General features: G+C 64.9%; 18 protein-coding genes. 4 read left to right on the forward strand and 14 right to left on the reverse strand.

All coding sequences use genetic code 11. The features are described from left to right. Window positions 1–74: 74 nt before the first annotated feature. Window positions 75–272, reverse strand: a complete 198-nt coding sequence (locus ACZY1F_RS00995) for a hypothetical protein (RefSeq protein WP_463915838.1) — start codon at window positions 270–272, stop codon at window positions 75–77. Window positions 273–447: 175 nt separating this feature from the next. Between ACZY1F_RS00995 and ACZY1F_RS01000 the strand changes: the two genes are divergently transcribed. Then, window positions 448–1,575, forward strand: a complete 1,128-nt coding sequence (locus ACZY1F_RS01000; protein ID WP_463939808.1) for an LCP family protein — start codon at window positions 448–450, stop codon at window positions 1,573–1,575. 23 nt (window positions 1,576–1,598) lie between these two features. Here ACZY1F_RS01000 and ACZY1F_RS01005 read toward each other — a convergent pair whose 3' ends face one another. Beyond that, the gene (locus tag ACZY1F_RS01005) at window positions 1,599–1,976 is read right to left on the reverse strand and encodes a hypothetical protein (protein ID WP_463939809.1); all 378 of its coding nucleotides are present in this window, start codon (window positions 1,974–1,976) and stop codon (window positions 1,599–1,601) included. A gap of 533 nt (window positions 1,977–2,509) precedes the next feature. On the opposite strand from ACZY1F_RS01005, the gene ACZY1F_RS01010 reads away from it, so the two are divergent. Then, window positions 2,510–4,750: a S9 family peptidase gene (locus tag ACZY1F_RS01010; RefSeq protein ID WP_463939810.1), complete on the forward strand. Its 2,241-nt coding sequence runs from the start codon at window positions 2,510–2,512 to the stop codon at window positions 4,748–4,750. 34 nt (window positions 4,751–4,784) lie between these two features. Here the strand turns inward: ACZY1F_RS01010 and ACZY1F_RS01015 are convergent, their stop codons facing one another. The 6 genes from ACZY1F_RS01015 to ACZY1F_RS01040 form a co-directional block, all read right to left on the reverse strand. Then, entirely contained in the window at window positions 4,785–5,252 is a 468-nt protein-coding gene (locus ACZY1F_RS01015; protein WP_463939811.1) for an SRPBCC family protein, read from the reverse strand. Window positions 5,253–5,386: 134 nt separating this feature from the next. Next, on the reverse strand, window positions 5,387–5,767 hold the full coding sequence (locus ACZY1F_RS01020) for a RidA family protein (RefSeq protein WP_463939812.1): 381 nt from the start codon (window positions 5,765–5,767) through the stop codon (window positions 5,387–5,389). A gap of 50 nt (window positions 5,768–5,817) precedes the next feature. Beyond that, on the reverse strand, window positions 5,818–6,582 hold the full coding sequence (locus tag ACZY1F_RS01025) for an amino acid ABC transporter ATP-binding protein (protein ID WP_463939813.1): 765 nt from the start codon (window positions 6,580–6,582) through the stop codon (window positions 5,818–5,820). After that, the gene (locus ACZY1F_RS01030) at window positions 6,579–7,550 is read right to left on the reverse strand and encodes an amino acid ABC transporter permease (RefSeq protein ID WP_463939814.1); all 972 of its coding nucleotides are present in this window, start codon (window positions 7,548–7,550) and stop codon (window positions 6,579–6,581) included. The genes ACZY1F_RS01025 and ACZY1F_RS01030 overlap by 4 nt, the downstream gene beginning before the upstream one ends. A 12-nt stretch (window positions 7,551–7,562) precedes the next feature. Then, window positions 7,563–8,516: an ABC transporter substrate-binding protein gene (locus ACZY1F_RS01035; RefSeq protein WP_463939815.1), complete on the reverse strand. Its 954-nt coding sequence runs from the start codon at window positions 8,514–8,516 to the stop codon at window positions 7,563–7,565. Next, window positions 8,516–9,808 carry an alpha-hydroxy acid oxidase gene (locus tag ACZY1F_RS01040; RefSeq protein WP_463939816.1) on the reverse strand — a complete coding sequence of 431 codons (1,293 nt, stop codon included), beginning with the start codon at window positions 9,806–9,808 and terminating at the stop codon, window positions 8,516–8,518. Before ACZY1F_RS01040 ends, ACZY1F_RS01035 begins: the two co-directional genes overlap by 1 nt. Window positions 9,809–9,938: 130 nt before the next feature. Between ACZY1F_RS01040 and ACZY1F_RS01045 the strand changes: the two genes are divergently transcribed. Continuing rightward, entirely contained in the window at window positions 9,939–11,603 is a 1,665-nt protein-coding gene (locus ACZY1F_RS01045) for a PucR family transcriptional regulator (protein ID WP_463939817.1), read from the forward strand. 35 nt (window positions 11,604–11,638) lie between these two features. Here the strand turns inward: ACZY1F_RS01045 and ACZY1F_RS01050 are convergent, their stop codons facing one another. From ACZY1F_RS01050 to ACZY1F_RS01065, 4 genes are all read right to left on the reverse strand, one after another. Then, window positions 11,639–12,196 carry a GNAT family N-acetyltransferase gene (locus ACZY1F_RS01050; protein ID WP_463939818.1) on the reverse strand — a complete coding sequence of 186 codons (558 nt, stop codon included), beginning with the start codon at window positions 12,194–12,196 and terminating at the stop codon, window positions 11,639–11,641. Between the two features lie 9 nt (window positions 12,197–12,205). Beyond that, entirely contained in the window at window positions 12,206–13,372 is a 1,167-nt protein-coding gene (locus ACZY1F_RS01055) for an acetate kinase (protein ID WP_463939819.1), read from the reverse strand. Between the two features lie 100 nt (window positions 13,373–13,472). Beyond that, a complete protein-coding gene (locus ACZY1F_RS01060; RefSeq protein ID WP_463939820.1) occupies window positions 13,473–13,778 on the reverse strand; it encodes a winged helix-turn-helix domain-containing protein in 306 nt (101 codons plus the stop codon). Next, complete coding sequence (locus ACZY1F_RS01065; protein WP_463939821.1) at window positions 13,775–14,218, reverse strand: hypothetical protein; 444 nt, start codon at window positions 14,216–14,218, stop codon at window positions 13,775–13,777. Before ACZY1F_RS01065 ends, ACZY1F_RS01060 begins: the two co-directional genes overlap by 4 nt. Window positions 14,219–14,381: 163 nt before the next feature. Here ACZY1F_RS01065 and ACZY1F_RS01070 point away from each other — a divergent pair, with 163 nt between their 5' ends. Next, on the forward strand, window positions 14,382–14,666 hold the full coding sequence (locus ACZY1F_RS01070) for a hypothetical protein (protein ID WP_463939822.1): 285 nt from the start codon (window positions 14,382–14,384) through the stop codon (window positions 14,664–14,666). A 6-nt stretch (window positions 14,667–14,672) separates the two neighbouring features. Here ACZY1F_RS01070 and ACZY1F_RS01075 read toward each other — a convergent pair whose 3' ends face one another. Both ACZY1F_RS01075 and ACZY1F_RS01080 read right to left on the reverse strand, forming a co-directional pair. Further along, window positions 14,673–14,981, reverse strand: a complete 309-nt coding sequence (locus ACZY1F_RS01075; RefSeq protein ID WP_463939823.1) for a DUF8691 family protein — start codon at window positions 14,979–14,981, stop codon at window positions 14,673–14,675. Beyond that, complete coding sequence (locus ACZY1F_RS01080; protein WP_463939824.1) at window positions 14,978–15,667, reverse strand: hypothetical protein; 690 nt, start codon at window positions 15,665–15,667, stop codon at window positions 14,978–14,980. The genes ACZY1F_RS01075 and ACZY1F_RS01080 overlap by 4 nt, the downstream gene beginning before the upstream one ends. Window positions 15,668–15,766: the final 99 nt, after the last annotated feature.

Here is a 15,766-nt window from a genome sequence, read left to right on the forward strand (position 1 = left end):
TCCGGCGGGCACTAAGCGCCCGGCACTGAGTGGAACGGCCCCTGGCAATGCCGGGGGCCGTTCCAATCGTCGGCTTAGCTCCGGGTGGGGTCCGGGCGCAGCGGTGCCGGCCCCGGATCCGGGACGGGCAGCGGGCCTGGAGGTTCCGGCGTCGGGATGGGGCTCGGCCTCTCCGGTCCCGGGTGGCCGGGATGGGTGGGCTCCGGATTGAAGGGGTCCGGGCCAGGTTCGGGCGGGAACGGCTCGGGTTCGTGCACTGGCGGGATGGTCATGGAAATTCCCCTCTCACTCTGGGCGCGTGCGCCTTTGCGTGATCAGGATACGCCTACCCCGGATCGCGCACCTTGGCCGGCCGGCCTCCGCCGTGCCTAAACCTGCGGACTACTGTGCGGCGATTCTGCGGATTCCCCCGATGTAACGCCGCACCGCCGGTGCTAATTTTCGGAAATGGGCATCCTGTCCGCTCACCCGGGCCTTACTGACCACGGCACACCAGCACACCGGCGCCACACGTTTCGGGCCGTCCTGCTGGTCCTGCTGGCCTTAGCCCTGCTCATTCCTGCGTCAGCGGGCGTCTACCTATACAACCTGGGCAGGATCTTCGATTCCGAAACCACCAAGATCGAAAACGTCTTCCCCGCCGAATCCACCCGCCCGCTGCCGTCCGTTGCCAAAGGGGCCACCGGTGCTGGTGGCACAGGCGGCATTCCCGGTGCTGGTCCGGCACCGGCCGGTGGAACGCCGTCGGATACGGGACGGTCCCTGAACATCTTGGTGATGGGCAGCGACAGCCGCGGCGCCACCCCCGAGGAAGCCACTTCCGGCGTCGGGTCGAATCAGCGCGCGGATACCCTGATGCTGGTCCACATCCCCGCCGACCGGAACAAGATTTACTCCATTTCGCTGATGCGAGATCTTTGGGTTCCCATCCCGGGCCGGGGCCACGCCAAAATCAACGCCGCCATGGCATACGGCGGTGTCCCGCTGATGGTGCAGACAGTGGAAGCTCTTTTTGGGCAGCGCATCGACCACGTCGCCATGATCAACTTCGAAGGATTCGTGGGGATGACTGACGCCCTCGGCGGGGTGGAAGTCAACATCCCGGCGCCGTTTGTTTCCTACCACGACCAGATCGCCTTCCCTGCGGGCCCGAACACGCTCGACGGCGAGCACGCTCTTGAATTTGTCCGCGAGCGCTACGCCTTCGCCGACGGCGACTACCAGCGCGTGCGCAACCAGCAAGCCTTCATCCGGGCGCTGCTGGCCAAGAACCTGAGTGCCGACACCCTCCTGAACCCGCTCAAGGTGCACAACGTGGTGAGCGCGATAGCCCCGTTCATCAGTGTGGATGCCGGGCTGGACGCTGGCACCCTGGCGGGGCTGGCGCTGGAACTCAAGGAAGTCCGGACCAACGACATGGTGATGTTCGCTCTCCCCACCAGCGGGATCGGGACCTCGGCTGACGGGCAGTCGATTGTGCTGGCCGATCCGTCAGCCATCGGCGCCATCTCGGCCGCCATGGCCGGGGACACCCTGGGCGACTATGCCGCCGTCAAGGGGCTGGCAGGTTCCTAGCCGGGACCTTCTGGCGGGACTTTCTACGCCGGACGGCGCAGTCGCACCGGGCGGGAAACGGGCGCTTTCGCTGCTTCGCCGGCTTCCCGCATCGGCGGGACGGCGAAGCTCACCACCAGGCGGGCGTTGGTGTCATCCGTTGACCTGATGGTCAGGCTCCGGGTGCCTGGCGGCAGGGACGGAGTGAAGACCTGCAGGTTCCGGGTGCCCACACTGGCTGAATCCCGGAGCGTGTAGCGGGTGCCCCAATGATCTTCGATGGCAATCTCAGGGGCGGCTCGCCCCGCAGCGGATTCCACGTGGATGTTGACCACCAGGCACGTGCTCCAGACTTCGACGGAGAGCACCGTGAACTCAGCTCCGGGTGTCAGGTGCAGGCCGTACGTGGGCGGCAGGAGCATCTTCCGGAGGATGCCTTTCGGAATTAGGTTTCGCATCATCGCCCCCAAAAATTACTAAGAGTGCTTTCAATTACCCCGCGGTAACGACGCTCTGTCAAGGTCCCTGGCCAGCGTTCTGTGGCAACCCACAACAGCGTGGCTGCAGGCGCCAAAAAGTGACCCCCGGCAATGCCGGGGGTCACCGTATCGGAAGGGTCGCCCGCAGACTGCCGATGCGCGGACTGGCGCTGTGGCGTGCCAAAACGGCTAACCGCCCTATGAAGGCAGATGAAAAAGAACGCGTCCGGATCCTCCCGGTAATGCCGTTTTAGCACTGGACGGAGGATGGTTCAAGGGGTTCTCGCGGGTAACTTAGCTGCCCCCCGGACGGTCTCTCACATAATGCGGGTTTTACAGCTACCCTCTCTCACTTTCCTCAGGAAAGTGAGAGAGGGTCGGCTATTCAAGCCCATCATGTGAGAGAGCGTCCGGAGGGGGCTACCCCGGTAGCGAACGGCGGCCTTTTTGTCCGCACGGCTCTATATATTGAAGGCATGACCCAGACTCCGCTGCAGGATGCCGCCAACCCGTCCGCCGCCGCCTCCCCCGCTCCCCCAGTGGCCAAGAAGGTCCCGCACGAGCGGACGCACCATGGCGACACTTTCGTGGACAACTACGAGTGGCTGCGCGAGAAGGAGTCCGCCGAGGTGGTTGAGCACCTGAAGGCCGAGAACGCCTACCAGGAAACCGTCACCGCCCACCAGGAACCGCTGCGCGAGGCCATCTTCCAGGAAATCAAGGGCCGCACGCAGGAGACAGACCTGTCTGTCCCAAACCGGAAGGACGGCTGGTGGTACTTCAGCCGCTCGGTTCAGGGCAAGGAGTACGGCATCCAGTGCCGCGTCCGTGCCCAGGACTCCGGCAACCCCGTGGCCGACTGGACTCCCCCCGCGGTGGAGGCCGGCGTCGAAATTCCCGGCGAGGAAATTCTGCTGGACGGCAACATCGAAGCCGAAGGTAAGCCGTTCTTCTCGGTGGGCGGCTCGGCCGTCACGGTGGACGGGAACCTCTACGCCTACGCCGTGGACAACGCCGGCGATGAACGTTTCACCCTCCACATCAAGGACCTCCGCACGGGCGAACTCCTGCCGGACGTCATCGAGAACATCTTCTACGGCGTCAGCTTCTCCCCCGACGGCACCCGCATTTTCTACACCGTGGTGGACGATTCGTGGCGCCCGTACCAGGTCAAGTCCCACGTCCTGGGCACACCGGTCACCGACGACGAAGTGATTTACCAGGAGGACGACGTCGCCATGTGGCTGGGCTTTGAGCTCTCCTCTGACAGGCGTCACCTTGTGCTGGGCATCGGCTGCTCCGAGTACAGCGAGACCCGCCTGCTGCGTTTCGATGACCCGACGGCGGCCCTCACCACCGTGATTTCGCGGGACGAGCGCGTCCTCTACGAGGCCGAACCGTTCCTGCTCACCGGCCCCGACGGCGAAAAGTCCGAGCGCATCATCATCACGCACAACCGCAACGCCGTGAACTCCATGGTCTCCCTGATGGACCCCGCCGAGCTCACCAAGCCGCTGGCCGAGCAGCACTGGAGCACCGTCGTCGAGCATTCCGGCGACGTCCGCGTCAACGGTGCCGGCGTCACCTCCACACACTTGATTGTGTCCATCCGGAAGGACACCATCGAACGCGTCCAGGTGATCGGGCTGGCCGGTCTCGGCACCCCCGCGCAGGAGGCCCCGGTGGAACCTGCATTCGACGAGGAGCTGTACACGGCCGGCGTCGGGGGTTCGGACTACGAAGCCCCGGTCATCCGGCTGGGCTACACGTCCTATTTCACGCCGTCGCGGGTGTACGACTTTGTGCTGCCCACCACCGCTTTGCCGGTTGGTGAACTGCTCCTTCGCAAGGAAAGCCCGGTGCTCGGCGGCTACTCCGGCAGCGACTACGTGGCCACCCGCGAATGGGCCGACGCCGCGGACGGGACGCGGATACCCCTGTCGGTGCTGCGGCACAAGAACGTCAAACAGGATTCGACGGCGGCGGGCCTGGTCTACGGGTACGGCTCCTACGAGCTGAGCATGGATCCCGGTTTCGGCATCGCGCGGCTGTCGCTGCTGGACCGCGGTGTGGTGTTTGTGATCGCGCACATCCGTGGCGGCGGCGAGCTGGGCCGGCACTGGTATGAGGATGGCAAAAAGCTCGCCAAGAAGAACACCTTCACCGATTTTGTGGACGCCACCGACTGGCTGGCCAAGTCCGGCTGGGTGGATCCGTCCCGGATTGCGGCAATGGGCGGCTCCGCGGGTGGGCTGCTGATGGGCGCCGTGGCGAACCTGGCACCGGAAAAGTACGCCGCAGTTGTGGCGCAGGTTCCTTTTGTGGATGCGCTCACCACCATCCTGGATCCGGAGCTTCCGCTGTCCGCGCTGGAATGGGAGGAGTGGGGCAACCCCATCACAGACCCGGACGTGTACGCCTACATGAAATCCTATTCACCGTACGAGAATGTGCGTGCCGTGGCGTACCCCAAGGTGGCCGCCGTGACGTCCTTCAACGACACCCGAGTGCTGTACGTGGAGCCGGCCAAATGGGTCCAGGAGCTGCGGAACAAAACCACCGGTACGGAGCCTGTGGTGATGAAGATCGAAATGGACGGCGGCCACGGCGGCGCATCCGGGCGTTACGTCCAGTGGCACGAGCGCGCATGGGACTACGCGTTCATCGCCGATTCCCTCGGCGCGGTTGAGCTACTTCCGGGGGCCGGCCTCAAATAGCCCATCGAGGCTCAAGAAGCTCGATCAACCGCCGTCAGGCGTCGCCACCCCCCAGCTCCGGATGCTCAGTCAGCAGTTCCGCCAGCGTCTCGAGGTTGGCGCGGACCGTCCTGGCCTGGGCTTGTTCCACGAACCGGTCGGCCAGTTTGCCGAATACCCCGCCCAGGCCAGACGCCGCATCGATCCGGAAGTTCAGGCGGGTCCCGTCACCTTCAGGCTCCAGGACATTGGTGATAGTGAATTCCAGCTTTCCTTCCACTGAGCGGGACACAAAGCGGGTTGGAGGCTGGAATTCGATGACCTCCGTTGTCCAGTCGAATTTCCTGCCCACCACCTTGCTTGCGCCCTTAACCCGGGTGCCGACTGCAACGGGCTCGGTCCCGACCGTTTCGGCATGGACGGCCGAGGAGTCCCAGACGGGGATGTTTTCGCCCTTTGACAGGAAATTGAAGACTTCCTGTGGCGGGCGGGCAATGTAGACGTTTTCTTCCACGGTGGGCATCGGATTCTCCTTGGACGCACCTGTTGCCAGCCCGGCTTGGCCGGCAGCTAGGCACAGGAAAAGTCTGTCCCCGGCGCTTGAGGCCGTCAATGGCCCACGGCTGCGCGCCGTAGGAATCGAGAGGTTCCCGGCTTCTAGGGAATGGCTGCCACGGCGTCGATCTCGACCAGGAAGTCGCCCAGGAACGAGCCCACGGTTGTTCTCGCCGGGTAGGGGGCTTGGACGAATTTTTCGTACGTGGCGTTGAAGCCTGCGAAGTCCCGGCCCGGGTGGTGGAGGTGCACGGTTGCTTTGACGACGTGCGAGAAGTCCAGACCGTGTGCTCCCAGGACGGCAGCCAGGTTCTGCATCGCCTGGACTGTCTGCTCCTCGATGGTGGCGCCGACGGTTTCATCGGTGACGGGATGGTGCGGTGTCTGGCCTGCGGTGAAGAGGAACCCGTTGGCAGCTATGGCCTGTGAATAGGGTCCGGCGGGCATGGGTGCGAGTTTTGTGGTGACCTGCTGTCGAAGCATGGTGCTGTTTCCTTTCGGGTGGCCGGTGTTGGGACGGCCGGGTTGGTGATTTAGAGGACCTTGGAAAGAAACGCCTGCGTGCGTTCGTGCTGCGGGGAGCCAAGGACCTGCTCAGGTGGACCGCTTTCGACGACGACGCCCTGGTCCATAAAGACCACCTGGTCGCTGACCTGGCGGGCGAAGCCAAGTTCGTGGGTGACCACCACCATGGTCATCCCGGCCTCTGCCAGGGACTTCATGACGTCGAGGACTTCGCCCACAAGCTCCGGATCGAGCGCTGAGGTGGGCTCGTCGAAAAGCATCAGTTTCGGTTTCATGGCCAGCGCCCGGGCGATCGCGATCCGCTGCTGCTGGCCGCCGGAGAGTTCCTGGGGGTAGGAGTGTCCGCGGTTGCCCAACCCGACGCGGTCCAGCAGCGTCTGAGCTTCGGCGGTCACCTCGTTCCGGGGCCTGCCGAGCACATGCACGGGCGCTTCCACGATGTTCTCCAACACTGTCATGTGAGGGAAAAGGTTGAACCGCTGGAAGACCATGCCCGCATTGAGCCGTGAGCGCGCCGTCTGGCGTTCCTTCATTTCGTAGAGCTTCCCGTTGCGTTCGGTATAGCCGACCAGGTGCTCGTCCACGTAGAGGCGGCCGGCGTCGACCTTTTCCAAGTGGTTGATGCACCGGAGGAAGGTGGTCTTCCCGGAGCCGGATGGTCCGATCAGGCAGGTTACCGAGCCGCGTTCGATCCTCAGATCAATGCCCTTGAGGATTTCCGTTGAACCGAAGCTCTTGCGGACTCCCTGGGCTTCCACCATGGCGGTGTTCATGACGCTGTCCTTGTCTCCGGCTGGGTGTTTGGCTGGGTCTCTGGCTGGGTGTCTGGCTGGATTTTTGGCTGACGGGGCTTGCGCGGCGCTGCGTCGAAGCCGCGGCCATACCGCCGTTCGAGTTTGGTCTGGAAGAAGCTCAGGATGGTGGTCATGAGCAGGTACCAGAGACTGGCCACAATGAGCAGCGGGATGGTCTGGTAATTGGTGGCGTAGATGATCTGGGCCGAGTACAGCAGGTCCGAAATCGCCAGGACGCTGACCAGGGATGTGCCCTTGAGCATGGAGATGACCTGGTTGCCGGTGGGCGGGAGGACCACACGCATCGCCTGCGGCAGGATGACCCGGCGCATGAGCTTTCCGCCGTCCATCCCCAGGGCCCTGGCGGCGTCGTACTGGCCCTTGTCCACGGATCCGATGCCGCCGCGGATGATCTCGGCCATGTAGGCGGCCTCGTTCAGCGCCAGCCCCAGCAGCGCGGCGGCCAGCGGGGAGATCAGAACGTTCGCCGATCCCAGGACCACCGACGGACCACCGAAGGGAAGGCCGAGGGCAATCACCGGATACAGGGCGGCAATGTTGTACCAAAAGATCAGCTGGACGAGCAGGGGTGTGCCGCGGAAGAACCAGATGTAGCCCCTGCTGATGGTGCTCAGGATCGGGTTCGCGGAAAGCCGCATGACCGCAAGGACCGTGCCCAGGGCAATGCCGGCCGTCATGGACACCACGGTGAGCAGGACCGTTAGCCCGGCACCGGCCATGATTTGCGGGGCGAAGAGATAGGAAACGACGACGTCCCAGTGGTACCGCTGATTCACTGCCACATCCCACGCGGCGCCGATGGCAACAAGAATCAGGACGACGGCGGTGGCTAACCGGACGGGGTGCCGGAGGGGCACCACCGGGATCGAGTCCGCGGCCGCCGTCGGGCTTTCTGTTTTTGTGTCAGGGATTGAGTGTTGCTGCATGGTGGTCACGTCCTATTGGGCGAAATTGACGCGGGCGTCGGTGATTGCGCTGGATTCGAGGCCGTACTTCCCAAGCACCTTGAGGTACGAGTCGCTCTTGATGACGGCATTGAGTGCTGCGGAAACTGCCTCGACCAGGCCTGAGTCCTTGGGCATGCCAATCCCGACCGGCGTGAAGTCGTACTTGGCGGCGATCTCGATCGCGGGGTTCTGCGTGGCAGCAAAGTCCAGGATGGGTGAATCCGCCAGGACGGCGTCCAGCCGTCCACTGGTCAGCGCGGAGATTGCCTGCCGTGTGTCCTGGAATTCGCTTCTCTGGACGGTGCCGCCGCCGGCCGCGGTGCAGTCCTCGTCGACCGCGGGGACGTTCACCGCGAGCTGGTAGGAACCAGTCAGGAGGCCCACCTTCTTGCCGCACAGGGAGCTCTCGCTGCTGACGCCCAGCGGGTTGCCGCTGGGTACGGCGATGGAGTTGCCCATCTGCATGTAGTCCACAAAATCCAGGACCTCCATCCGCTTCGTTGTGGGGGTCATCGATGAGACGGTCATGTCATACCGGCCGGCGGCGATGCCGGGGATGATGGAGTCGAAGTTGGCCACCTGGATCTCCACCTTCACGCCCAGTGCCTCGCCGATAAGGCGGGCGACGTCGGGGTTGGTGCCCGTCATGTCCTGGGTGCCTTCCCGGTAGAACTGCGTGGGCGGCTCGTTGGTGGGGATCGCCACGCGCAGGACCTTCGTTGACTTGATCGAGTCCGGGAGCAGCTGCGCGGCTGCCTCGTTGACCGCGAGCGCCGGCACGCCGGTGCCGTTCCCGGCGTCGGACGTTGTCGCAGCGGGCGCCGTGGTCCCGCAGGCCGTAACGGACAGAATCAGAGCTGCCGTCACAATGGCGGCACGTCCGACGGCGGCCCGCCCGCCACGCTGGGTGCGCGTAGTTCGCGGGGTTACTGGAGGAGTTTTCATCAGGGGGTGCTCATTTCTGCCAGGCCCTTGCGGGCGTCAGTGCCCGGTGAGGTGCGGATCAAGGGTGCGTTGCGGTGCCGGATCAGGTCGCGGCCTTCCAGCCGAAGTTCCTGGATCGTGGACACTCCGAGGAGCATCATGGTGCGCGTCATTTCGGCCTGGAACATTTGGAGGACATGGGCCACACCGGCCTGGCCTGCCGCCGCCAGGCCATAAAGGTACGGGCGGCCGATGGAACAGGCGTCGGCGCCGAGGGCGATGGCCTTGACGATGTCCGAGCCGCGGCGGATGCCGCCGTCGACGATGATTTCAAGCCGGCCTTCCACCCTGTCCACGATGTCCGGAAGCACGTCCAGGGGCGAGGCCATGTGGTCCAGCTGCCGGCCGCCGTGGTTGCTGACCTGGATGGCGTCAATGCCCATGTCGGCCGCAGTGACGGCGTCGTGGGGATTGACCACTCCCTTGAGGATGATGGGGCCGTTCCAGCGGGCTCGCAGATCCCGGATGTCATCCCAGTCGGTGGGTTCGTAGGAACCGGCGAGCAGAGTCCGCCACATGTCAGGCGTACTGGACAGGGGACCTTCGGGAATCTCGGCATCCAGGTTGGGGAAGGCGATCGCGTCATTGCCGAGGAACCCCAGCGCCCATCGCGGATGCAGAGCCCCTTCCACAACTGTCTTCAACTTGATCGACGGCGGCGCGGTGAACCCGTTGCGATAATCCCGTTCCCGGTGGCCGATGGCCCGGCAGTCGACGTTGACCAGGAGGGCTTCGTAGCCCGCCGCCGCGGCCCGGTCCAGGACAGCCTGCAGCTCCACCTTGTCCCCGATCGGTTCGATGTTGAACCAGCGCCGGAGTCCGGGAGCTGCGGCACTGACCTGTTCCATCGGCGTCGTGCTCAAGTGTGCCAGCCCGTAGGGAACACCGGCTTTCTGGGCTGCCCGGGCGGCCGCGTTCTCTCCGGCCGGATGGAACAGCCGGGTGCCGCCGGTTGGGGCGAGCGTCAAGGGCATGGAAACCGGGCCGCCCAGGAGGGTTGAGCTGAGGTCAAAGTTTTCGACTGATCCCCACTTCGGCAGGAAGGACCAGTCATCAAAGGATGACCGGTTGCGCCGCAGGGAGACCTCGTCCTCTCCGCCGCCTTCGATGTAATCAAAAATGCTTCCGGGCAGGCGTTTCGCGGCCAGCTTTCTCATGTCCTCGACGCTGTAGCAGCGACGGGACAGGCGTTCCGACTCGGTCCGGGCCAGCCCTTGAACCGTTGCCAGCGCCTTGATGTCCTTGAATTTCATTGATTGTCCTCTGGGGTTTTCTTGCAGGACTTCCCTGCCACTTCCTTCCCCAATAGTGACCCAGATCTCCTTGCGTCTATATGTGAGTTCCCCTAAATATTTTCCCGCTTGCTTGTGATAACTTCCAGCTATGGATATTGCGAAAACCGGACTGACGGAGGGCGATCTTCACGGCGCCGTGGTACGGCTGTCGGATTGCATCCAGCTGATGCAGGCCGATCTGGTGCACGCCAACCCCACGCCGGAAAATCTTGATCATCCTGTTTCGGACGTCCTGATGTACGACCCGCTGGACGAATGGACCAACGTGGACGGCCGGATCATCCTGGCCGTTGGCCTGACCTGCGGATCCGTGGATTTCGACCAACTGCTGCACCGGGCCTCCAACAGCAACGCTGCTGCAGTGATCGTCAAAGCCCACGGCACACCGATGGAACGGCTTCGGTCCGCGGCCGTCCTGCACAGCCTGGCCGTCCTTGTCGCACCCAACAACGTGGACTGGACCCGCCTGGTGGCACTGGCCAGGGCATCCGTTATGGGGGCGGCCGCAGATTCGGTCTCCGGAGTCCGGCTCGGTGACCTCTACGCGTTCGCGAATGCGGCCGCGTCGATGACCAACGGCGCAGCCAGCATCGTCGATCCGCTCGGACGCGTGCTCGGCTACTCAACCCTGCCGGGCCAGCCGGTGGACGAACTGCGCCGCCTCACCACCCTCTCCCTGCAGGAGATCCGGCCACCGGCCTTCGACGCTGATTTCAAAACCGTCTACGCGTCGGCGGGCGCGGTGCTCATCCCCGGACAGGACGACGAGATGGCGCGGCTCGCCCTCGCAGTGAGGGCCGGCGGGGAACTGTTGGGCTCGATCTGGATCCTCGACCCGGGCGAAGACAAGCGGGAGGCGGCCCTGAATGCCCTGGACCGGATGACACCACTGGCCGGCCTGCACATGCTCCATGCCCGCTCGGCGTCGGACTTCGGGGAGCGCCGGAACGGGGACCTGATCCGCACGCTGATGCACGACCCCGAGCATGCGTCGTTTGCTGCCGCCCAGCTCGGACTCGACGCGGCCAACGGGCTCGCCGTCGCGGCATTCTCGATCGTCCGCCCCGAGACAGGAAACCTTGAATCGGTGCGCGAGATCCAACGGCTGCTGCACCTTGTCACAACTGTCTGCAACATCCAGTTCAATACCAGCCACAGTGCCCTCATCGACTCAGTGGTCTACGCTCTCCTGCCCTGCGAAGGCACCGCGCCCAGGGCCGTGCACCGGCGGGTGGTCCAGGAAATCGGCGCCTACGCCCGCACCATCAGCTCCTACCCGCTCATCGCCGCAGTGGGCGGCATCGCGCCCCGGGTGGAGGACCTGCCGGGCTCCCGGTCCGAAGCGCTGCAAACGCTGCAATATCTGCTCCGTCAGCAAGCGGCAGCCCCGCGTTCCGGCGGTGTGCAAACCACCACCGCCGGGCTGTTCGAAGATTTCCGGGTTCCGCTGAATCTCTTGAAGATCGGTGCGTTCATCGCCGAATCCGGACTGTCCGGCGCCGACGACATCACCAGGATCCAGGCCCACGACGCCGACCAGCAAACCGACTACCTGGACACGCTGCGGGCATATCTGGCCTCGAACGGAAATATCTCCGCCATGGCCGAGCGCCTGCACGTGCACAACAACACCGTCCGCTACCGGGTTTCACGCCTGGCCAAGGACTTCAGCCTCGATCTGGACGACCCCCAGAAGCGGCTCTGGCTCTGGCTGCGCCTCACCACCATGGATCTCGCTGTCTCCGGTGGTTGAGCCTGCCGAAACCGATCTCGCTCCCAACCGCTCCGTCACCGGCGCCGGGCGCGCCAGTTGTCCTCGAGGATCGCGTAGGACACCTCGGTGGCCCACTGGCCCTTGTAGTGCCATTTGTCCACCAGCCGGGCTTCCAGCCGCATGCCCAGCCGTTCGCACAGAGCGGCGGAGGCGGTATTCAGGGCGTCGAGCTTTGCCTCGATCCGGTGCATCCCCAGCTCCTCGAACCCCAGCTTCAGCACCGCGTCCGCGGCCTCGGCCCCGTAGCCCTTGCCCCGCGCGGCCGGCGCCAGGGTCCATCCGACCTCGCCCTGCCCACGCCCCGGAAGCCACTTGAGCACCACTTCGCCCAGCAGCCCCGGCGATCCCTGCGCCTCGATGGCCAGGCACACCCAGTCGGTTTCCTTTTCGAAGACGAAGTTGGCGTACTTGCCCACGGACTCCATGCATGTGGTGTAGCTTTTGGCCTCCCCCGGCAGGAAGCGGGCTGTTTCGGGCAGCGAATGGTAGGCGTGGAAGGCGTCCAGGTCCGCAGCGTCGAACCGGCGCAGGATCAGCCGCTCGGTGCGGATGGGCAAAGTGATCTCGGGCATGGACTGAGGCTATGCCATAGGCGCGGAGTGGACGACGGCGGCCGTCGCCTCTGCGATGGCGCGCTCCTCGTCGGTGGGCACCACTAAAACGGGGATGACGGACGCGGCCGTGGAAATCACGCGCGGTTCCCTGGAACGCTCACTGTTCAGGCCGGCGTCGAGCTCTATCCCCAGCGCACGCAGCCTGTCGGCAACCAGTGCGCGGAACTGGTGCGAATTTTCGCCGATCCCCGCCGTGAACACGAGGGCCTTGGCACCCCCGACGGCCACGTGGTAGCCGCCGATGTACTTAGCCAGCCGGTAGGACGTGACCGCGAGCGCCATTGAGGCCTTGGCGTCGCCAGCCTCTGACGCCTCCACCACCGAGCGCATGTCATTGTTCCCGGCGAGCCCTTTCAGCCCCGATTCGCGGTTGAGCATGGTGTCGATGTCCTCCGGCGTCCACCCGTTCCGGCCGAGGAAGACCAGGATGGACGGATCGAGGTCGCCCGAGCGGGTGCCCATCACCAGCCCCTCCAGCGGGGTGAAGCCCATGGACGTGTCCACCGAATGGCCGCCCTGGATGGCCGTGACGGAGGCGCCGTTCCCCAGGTGGGCGATCACGGCGTCGAACTCGTCCACGGGCAGATCCAGTAGCCCAGCGGCGCGGTGCGTGACGTACTCGTGCGAGGTGCCGTGGAAGCCATAGCGGCGGATGCCGTGGTTTGTGTAAAGCTCGTCCGGGACGGCGTAGCGCCAGGCATGCTCGGGCAGGGTGCGGTGGAAAGCGGTGTCGAACACGGCCACCTGCGGCAGGTCCGGCCACTTTTTGCTGATGGCGCGGATGCCCAGGACGTTGGCGGGGTTATGCAGCGGCGCCAGCGGATTGAGGCGCTCGATGGCGCGGGTAATCTCGTTGTCGATCAGCACCGGCTCGGCGAACCGCTCGCCGCCGTGAACCACGCGGTGGCCCACCGCCGCCAATTCAAGGTCCCCGAGCTCGGCATGGATCGCGGTATCCACCTGTTCCAGCGCCTCCGCATGGTCCCGGGGACCCTCGATTTCGCCGTCGCCATCGCCGCCGTTGCCCATGCCGATCTTCTCGATCAGCCCTTCGGTCAGCACAATGCCGGCGGCCACGTCACGGACCTGGTACTTGAGCGAGGACGAACCGGAATTGATGACGAGCACAAGCATGGGGCCTCCTGAAGCCTTGGTACCGCGGGCACAGCTGACGAGGGGTGGTGCTGGAGCCTGGCGCAGTACTCCCCTGCGTCCCACTCTATAAGTTGCAGCCTCAGCCGCCGGCGATATCCCGCAGGGTCTGCAGGTGCCCGTCCCAGGCCTTCCGCCCTGCAGCGGTTACGCTCGCCGAGGTCCGCGGCATCTTCCCCGCGAACCCCTTCTTGATCTTCACGTACCCGGCCTTCTCCAGGACGGTGAGCTGTTTGCTGAGCACGGAATCACTGACTTGGATGGCGTCCCGCAGGTCCTTGAAGTCCAGCGACTCAGCACCTGCCAGCGCCGCCATGATGGAGAAGCGGACCGGCTGATGGATCAGGTCGTCGAGCCGGTGACGGGGGTGTTCCGCCGAGCTGCTCATGCGCGCAGCTCGCGGAAGGCGGCGGCCAGGCCAACTCCGGCAAGTACGACGGCGGCGCTCACGTAGAACCAGATGTTCCCGTCGCGGAAGAGGCTGGCTCCTACCCCCAGCGCGACGCCGTACAGCGCAAAGTAGGCAATCAGGGATGTCAGGAACCGCCTGGTGTACCCGGCTTTGGTGGACGTCTGGAACATCGGCCAGATGCAGGCCGTTGCCGCCCCCCAGATTCCGACTGCGGTGGCCAGCAGCGGTGCGCCGTACCCGGTGTGGGACACGATGTGCATGCCGATCATCAGCATCGATCCCAGGATGGCCAGGCTGGTGAAGACCATCGCAACGGGCCATGCCGCGGCGTTGATGGACGTGGCTCCGATCGATTGCGCCTTCGCCAGGAGCTCCTGCGCCTCGGCAGGAGTGGGACTTGCCGTTGCCTCGTCCATGGTGTTGCCTTTCGCAGCTGCTGAGTAATGCACTCATCATAGGAAAGTACTTTCCATTGCGTCAAGTACTTTCCATCTGCGAGGCATAACGCCTGCCGTTGCATCAGCCGCGGCAGGCGCTTAGAGTCGGCGGACACGTTGCACTACGCAGAGAGGGACTTCCATGCCGAACGACACTACTCAGCCCGACAACACCGAACCCGAGACCGCCGAACCCGCGCCCGGCGCCGAGCCCAGCACCGCAGGCTCCGGCACCAAGGACCCCACCGGCGTCGAGGGTTCCAACCCGGCCCTGGACGACACCGGAAGCCCGAAAGCCGGCGAGGTGGGCGAAGCCGCAGAGCAACCCAAGGATCCGAAAAACCTGGACCTCACGCCCGAAGGACTCTCCGACGAGCCCGCCAAGCAGGAAGACCCGGACAGCGTGGCCAAGCCGGAAAACAGCTGATTCCGCCTACCGTCCGGGGCCCTCAACCGCCGGGTCGACTGCCTCCACGGAGATGAGAACGATCCCGAGGTCCCGGACCTTCATCAGCAGCCCGTGCAGGGCTGCCTGATCTGCGACGAAACCGCAAAGGCTTGTAGTGCCGTCGCTTTCGTGGGTCAGGGTGAGGTCATCAAACCAGGCAGACCAGTGCCGGTCCAGGTGCCCGCCGATCCGAATCCGGTATTGGGTGGGCACCTGGTGTTCTGGGGGCGCAGTCCTGAGGTTCTCACCCGACCGTAGTGGCCCGGATCCGGCGGTGGCTGCCCGGATTGTCACTGGGCCCCTTCCGGATGGACCGGCGAACCGACGGTGCCGTGCACGGTCCGGTCAGCCGGGGTGCGCAGCCCGCTCCACAGTGAGTACCCCAGGCCTGTCAGGGCGACGCCGATGGGAAGGGCGAACAGCCTGTCGTTGACCTGCGGCAGCAGCGGGAGGAAAAGTGTTGCCACGGACCCGACCGCGAGCAGTGCCGCAGCCCAACGTGCCAGCACCCTGGCTCGGAAGAGAGCGATGCCGAAGAGGAGGCCACCACCCAGGAACGTGATCGCGGAGGCCAGGTTCAGGCCGACCATGAGGCCGATGTCGCCGCTCAGGGGGTCCCCCATGACGGTGGCAAAGACGTCGTTGACGTAGCCGGGTTCAGTGTGGGCGAGGGTTGGCAGGACAACCGCCCCGATGACTTCCATGCTGATCATAATGAGATAGCCGGCACCGAACACGAGGTAGCCGATCAGCCCCAACACTCCGGCCTGCGTCACCTGGCGCAGGTACATGCCGGTGATGCCGATCAGCGACAGTCCGGCCATGAGCACCTTCAAGGATTGGCGGACCGTGTACTCGGTAGTGGTGGCGAACTCTGCATCCAACTGGGGGTGGTTGATCTGGACGCCGATGAACAGCAGGCCTGCCGCGGCCGCGGAGAGGCCTGCCCAGCGGGTGAGTTTGGTGGTGGTGATGGACATGTCTGGCTCCCTGAGTTTTGCGGGCGGCGGCGGGCGCTGCCGGATAACTCCAAGGTAGGGACCGGCGGGGTGAGCCGGCGTCACCCGATGATGTGACTG

The organism is Pseudarthrobacter xylosi (assembly GCF_055412765.1).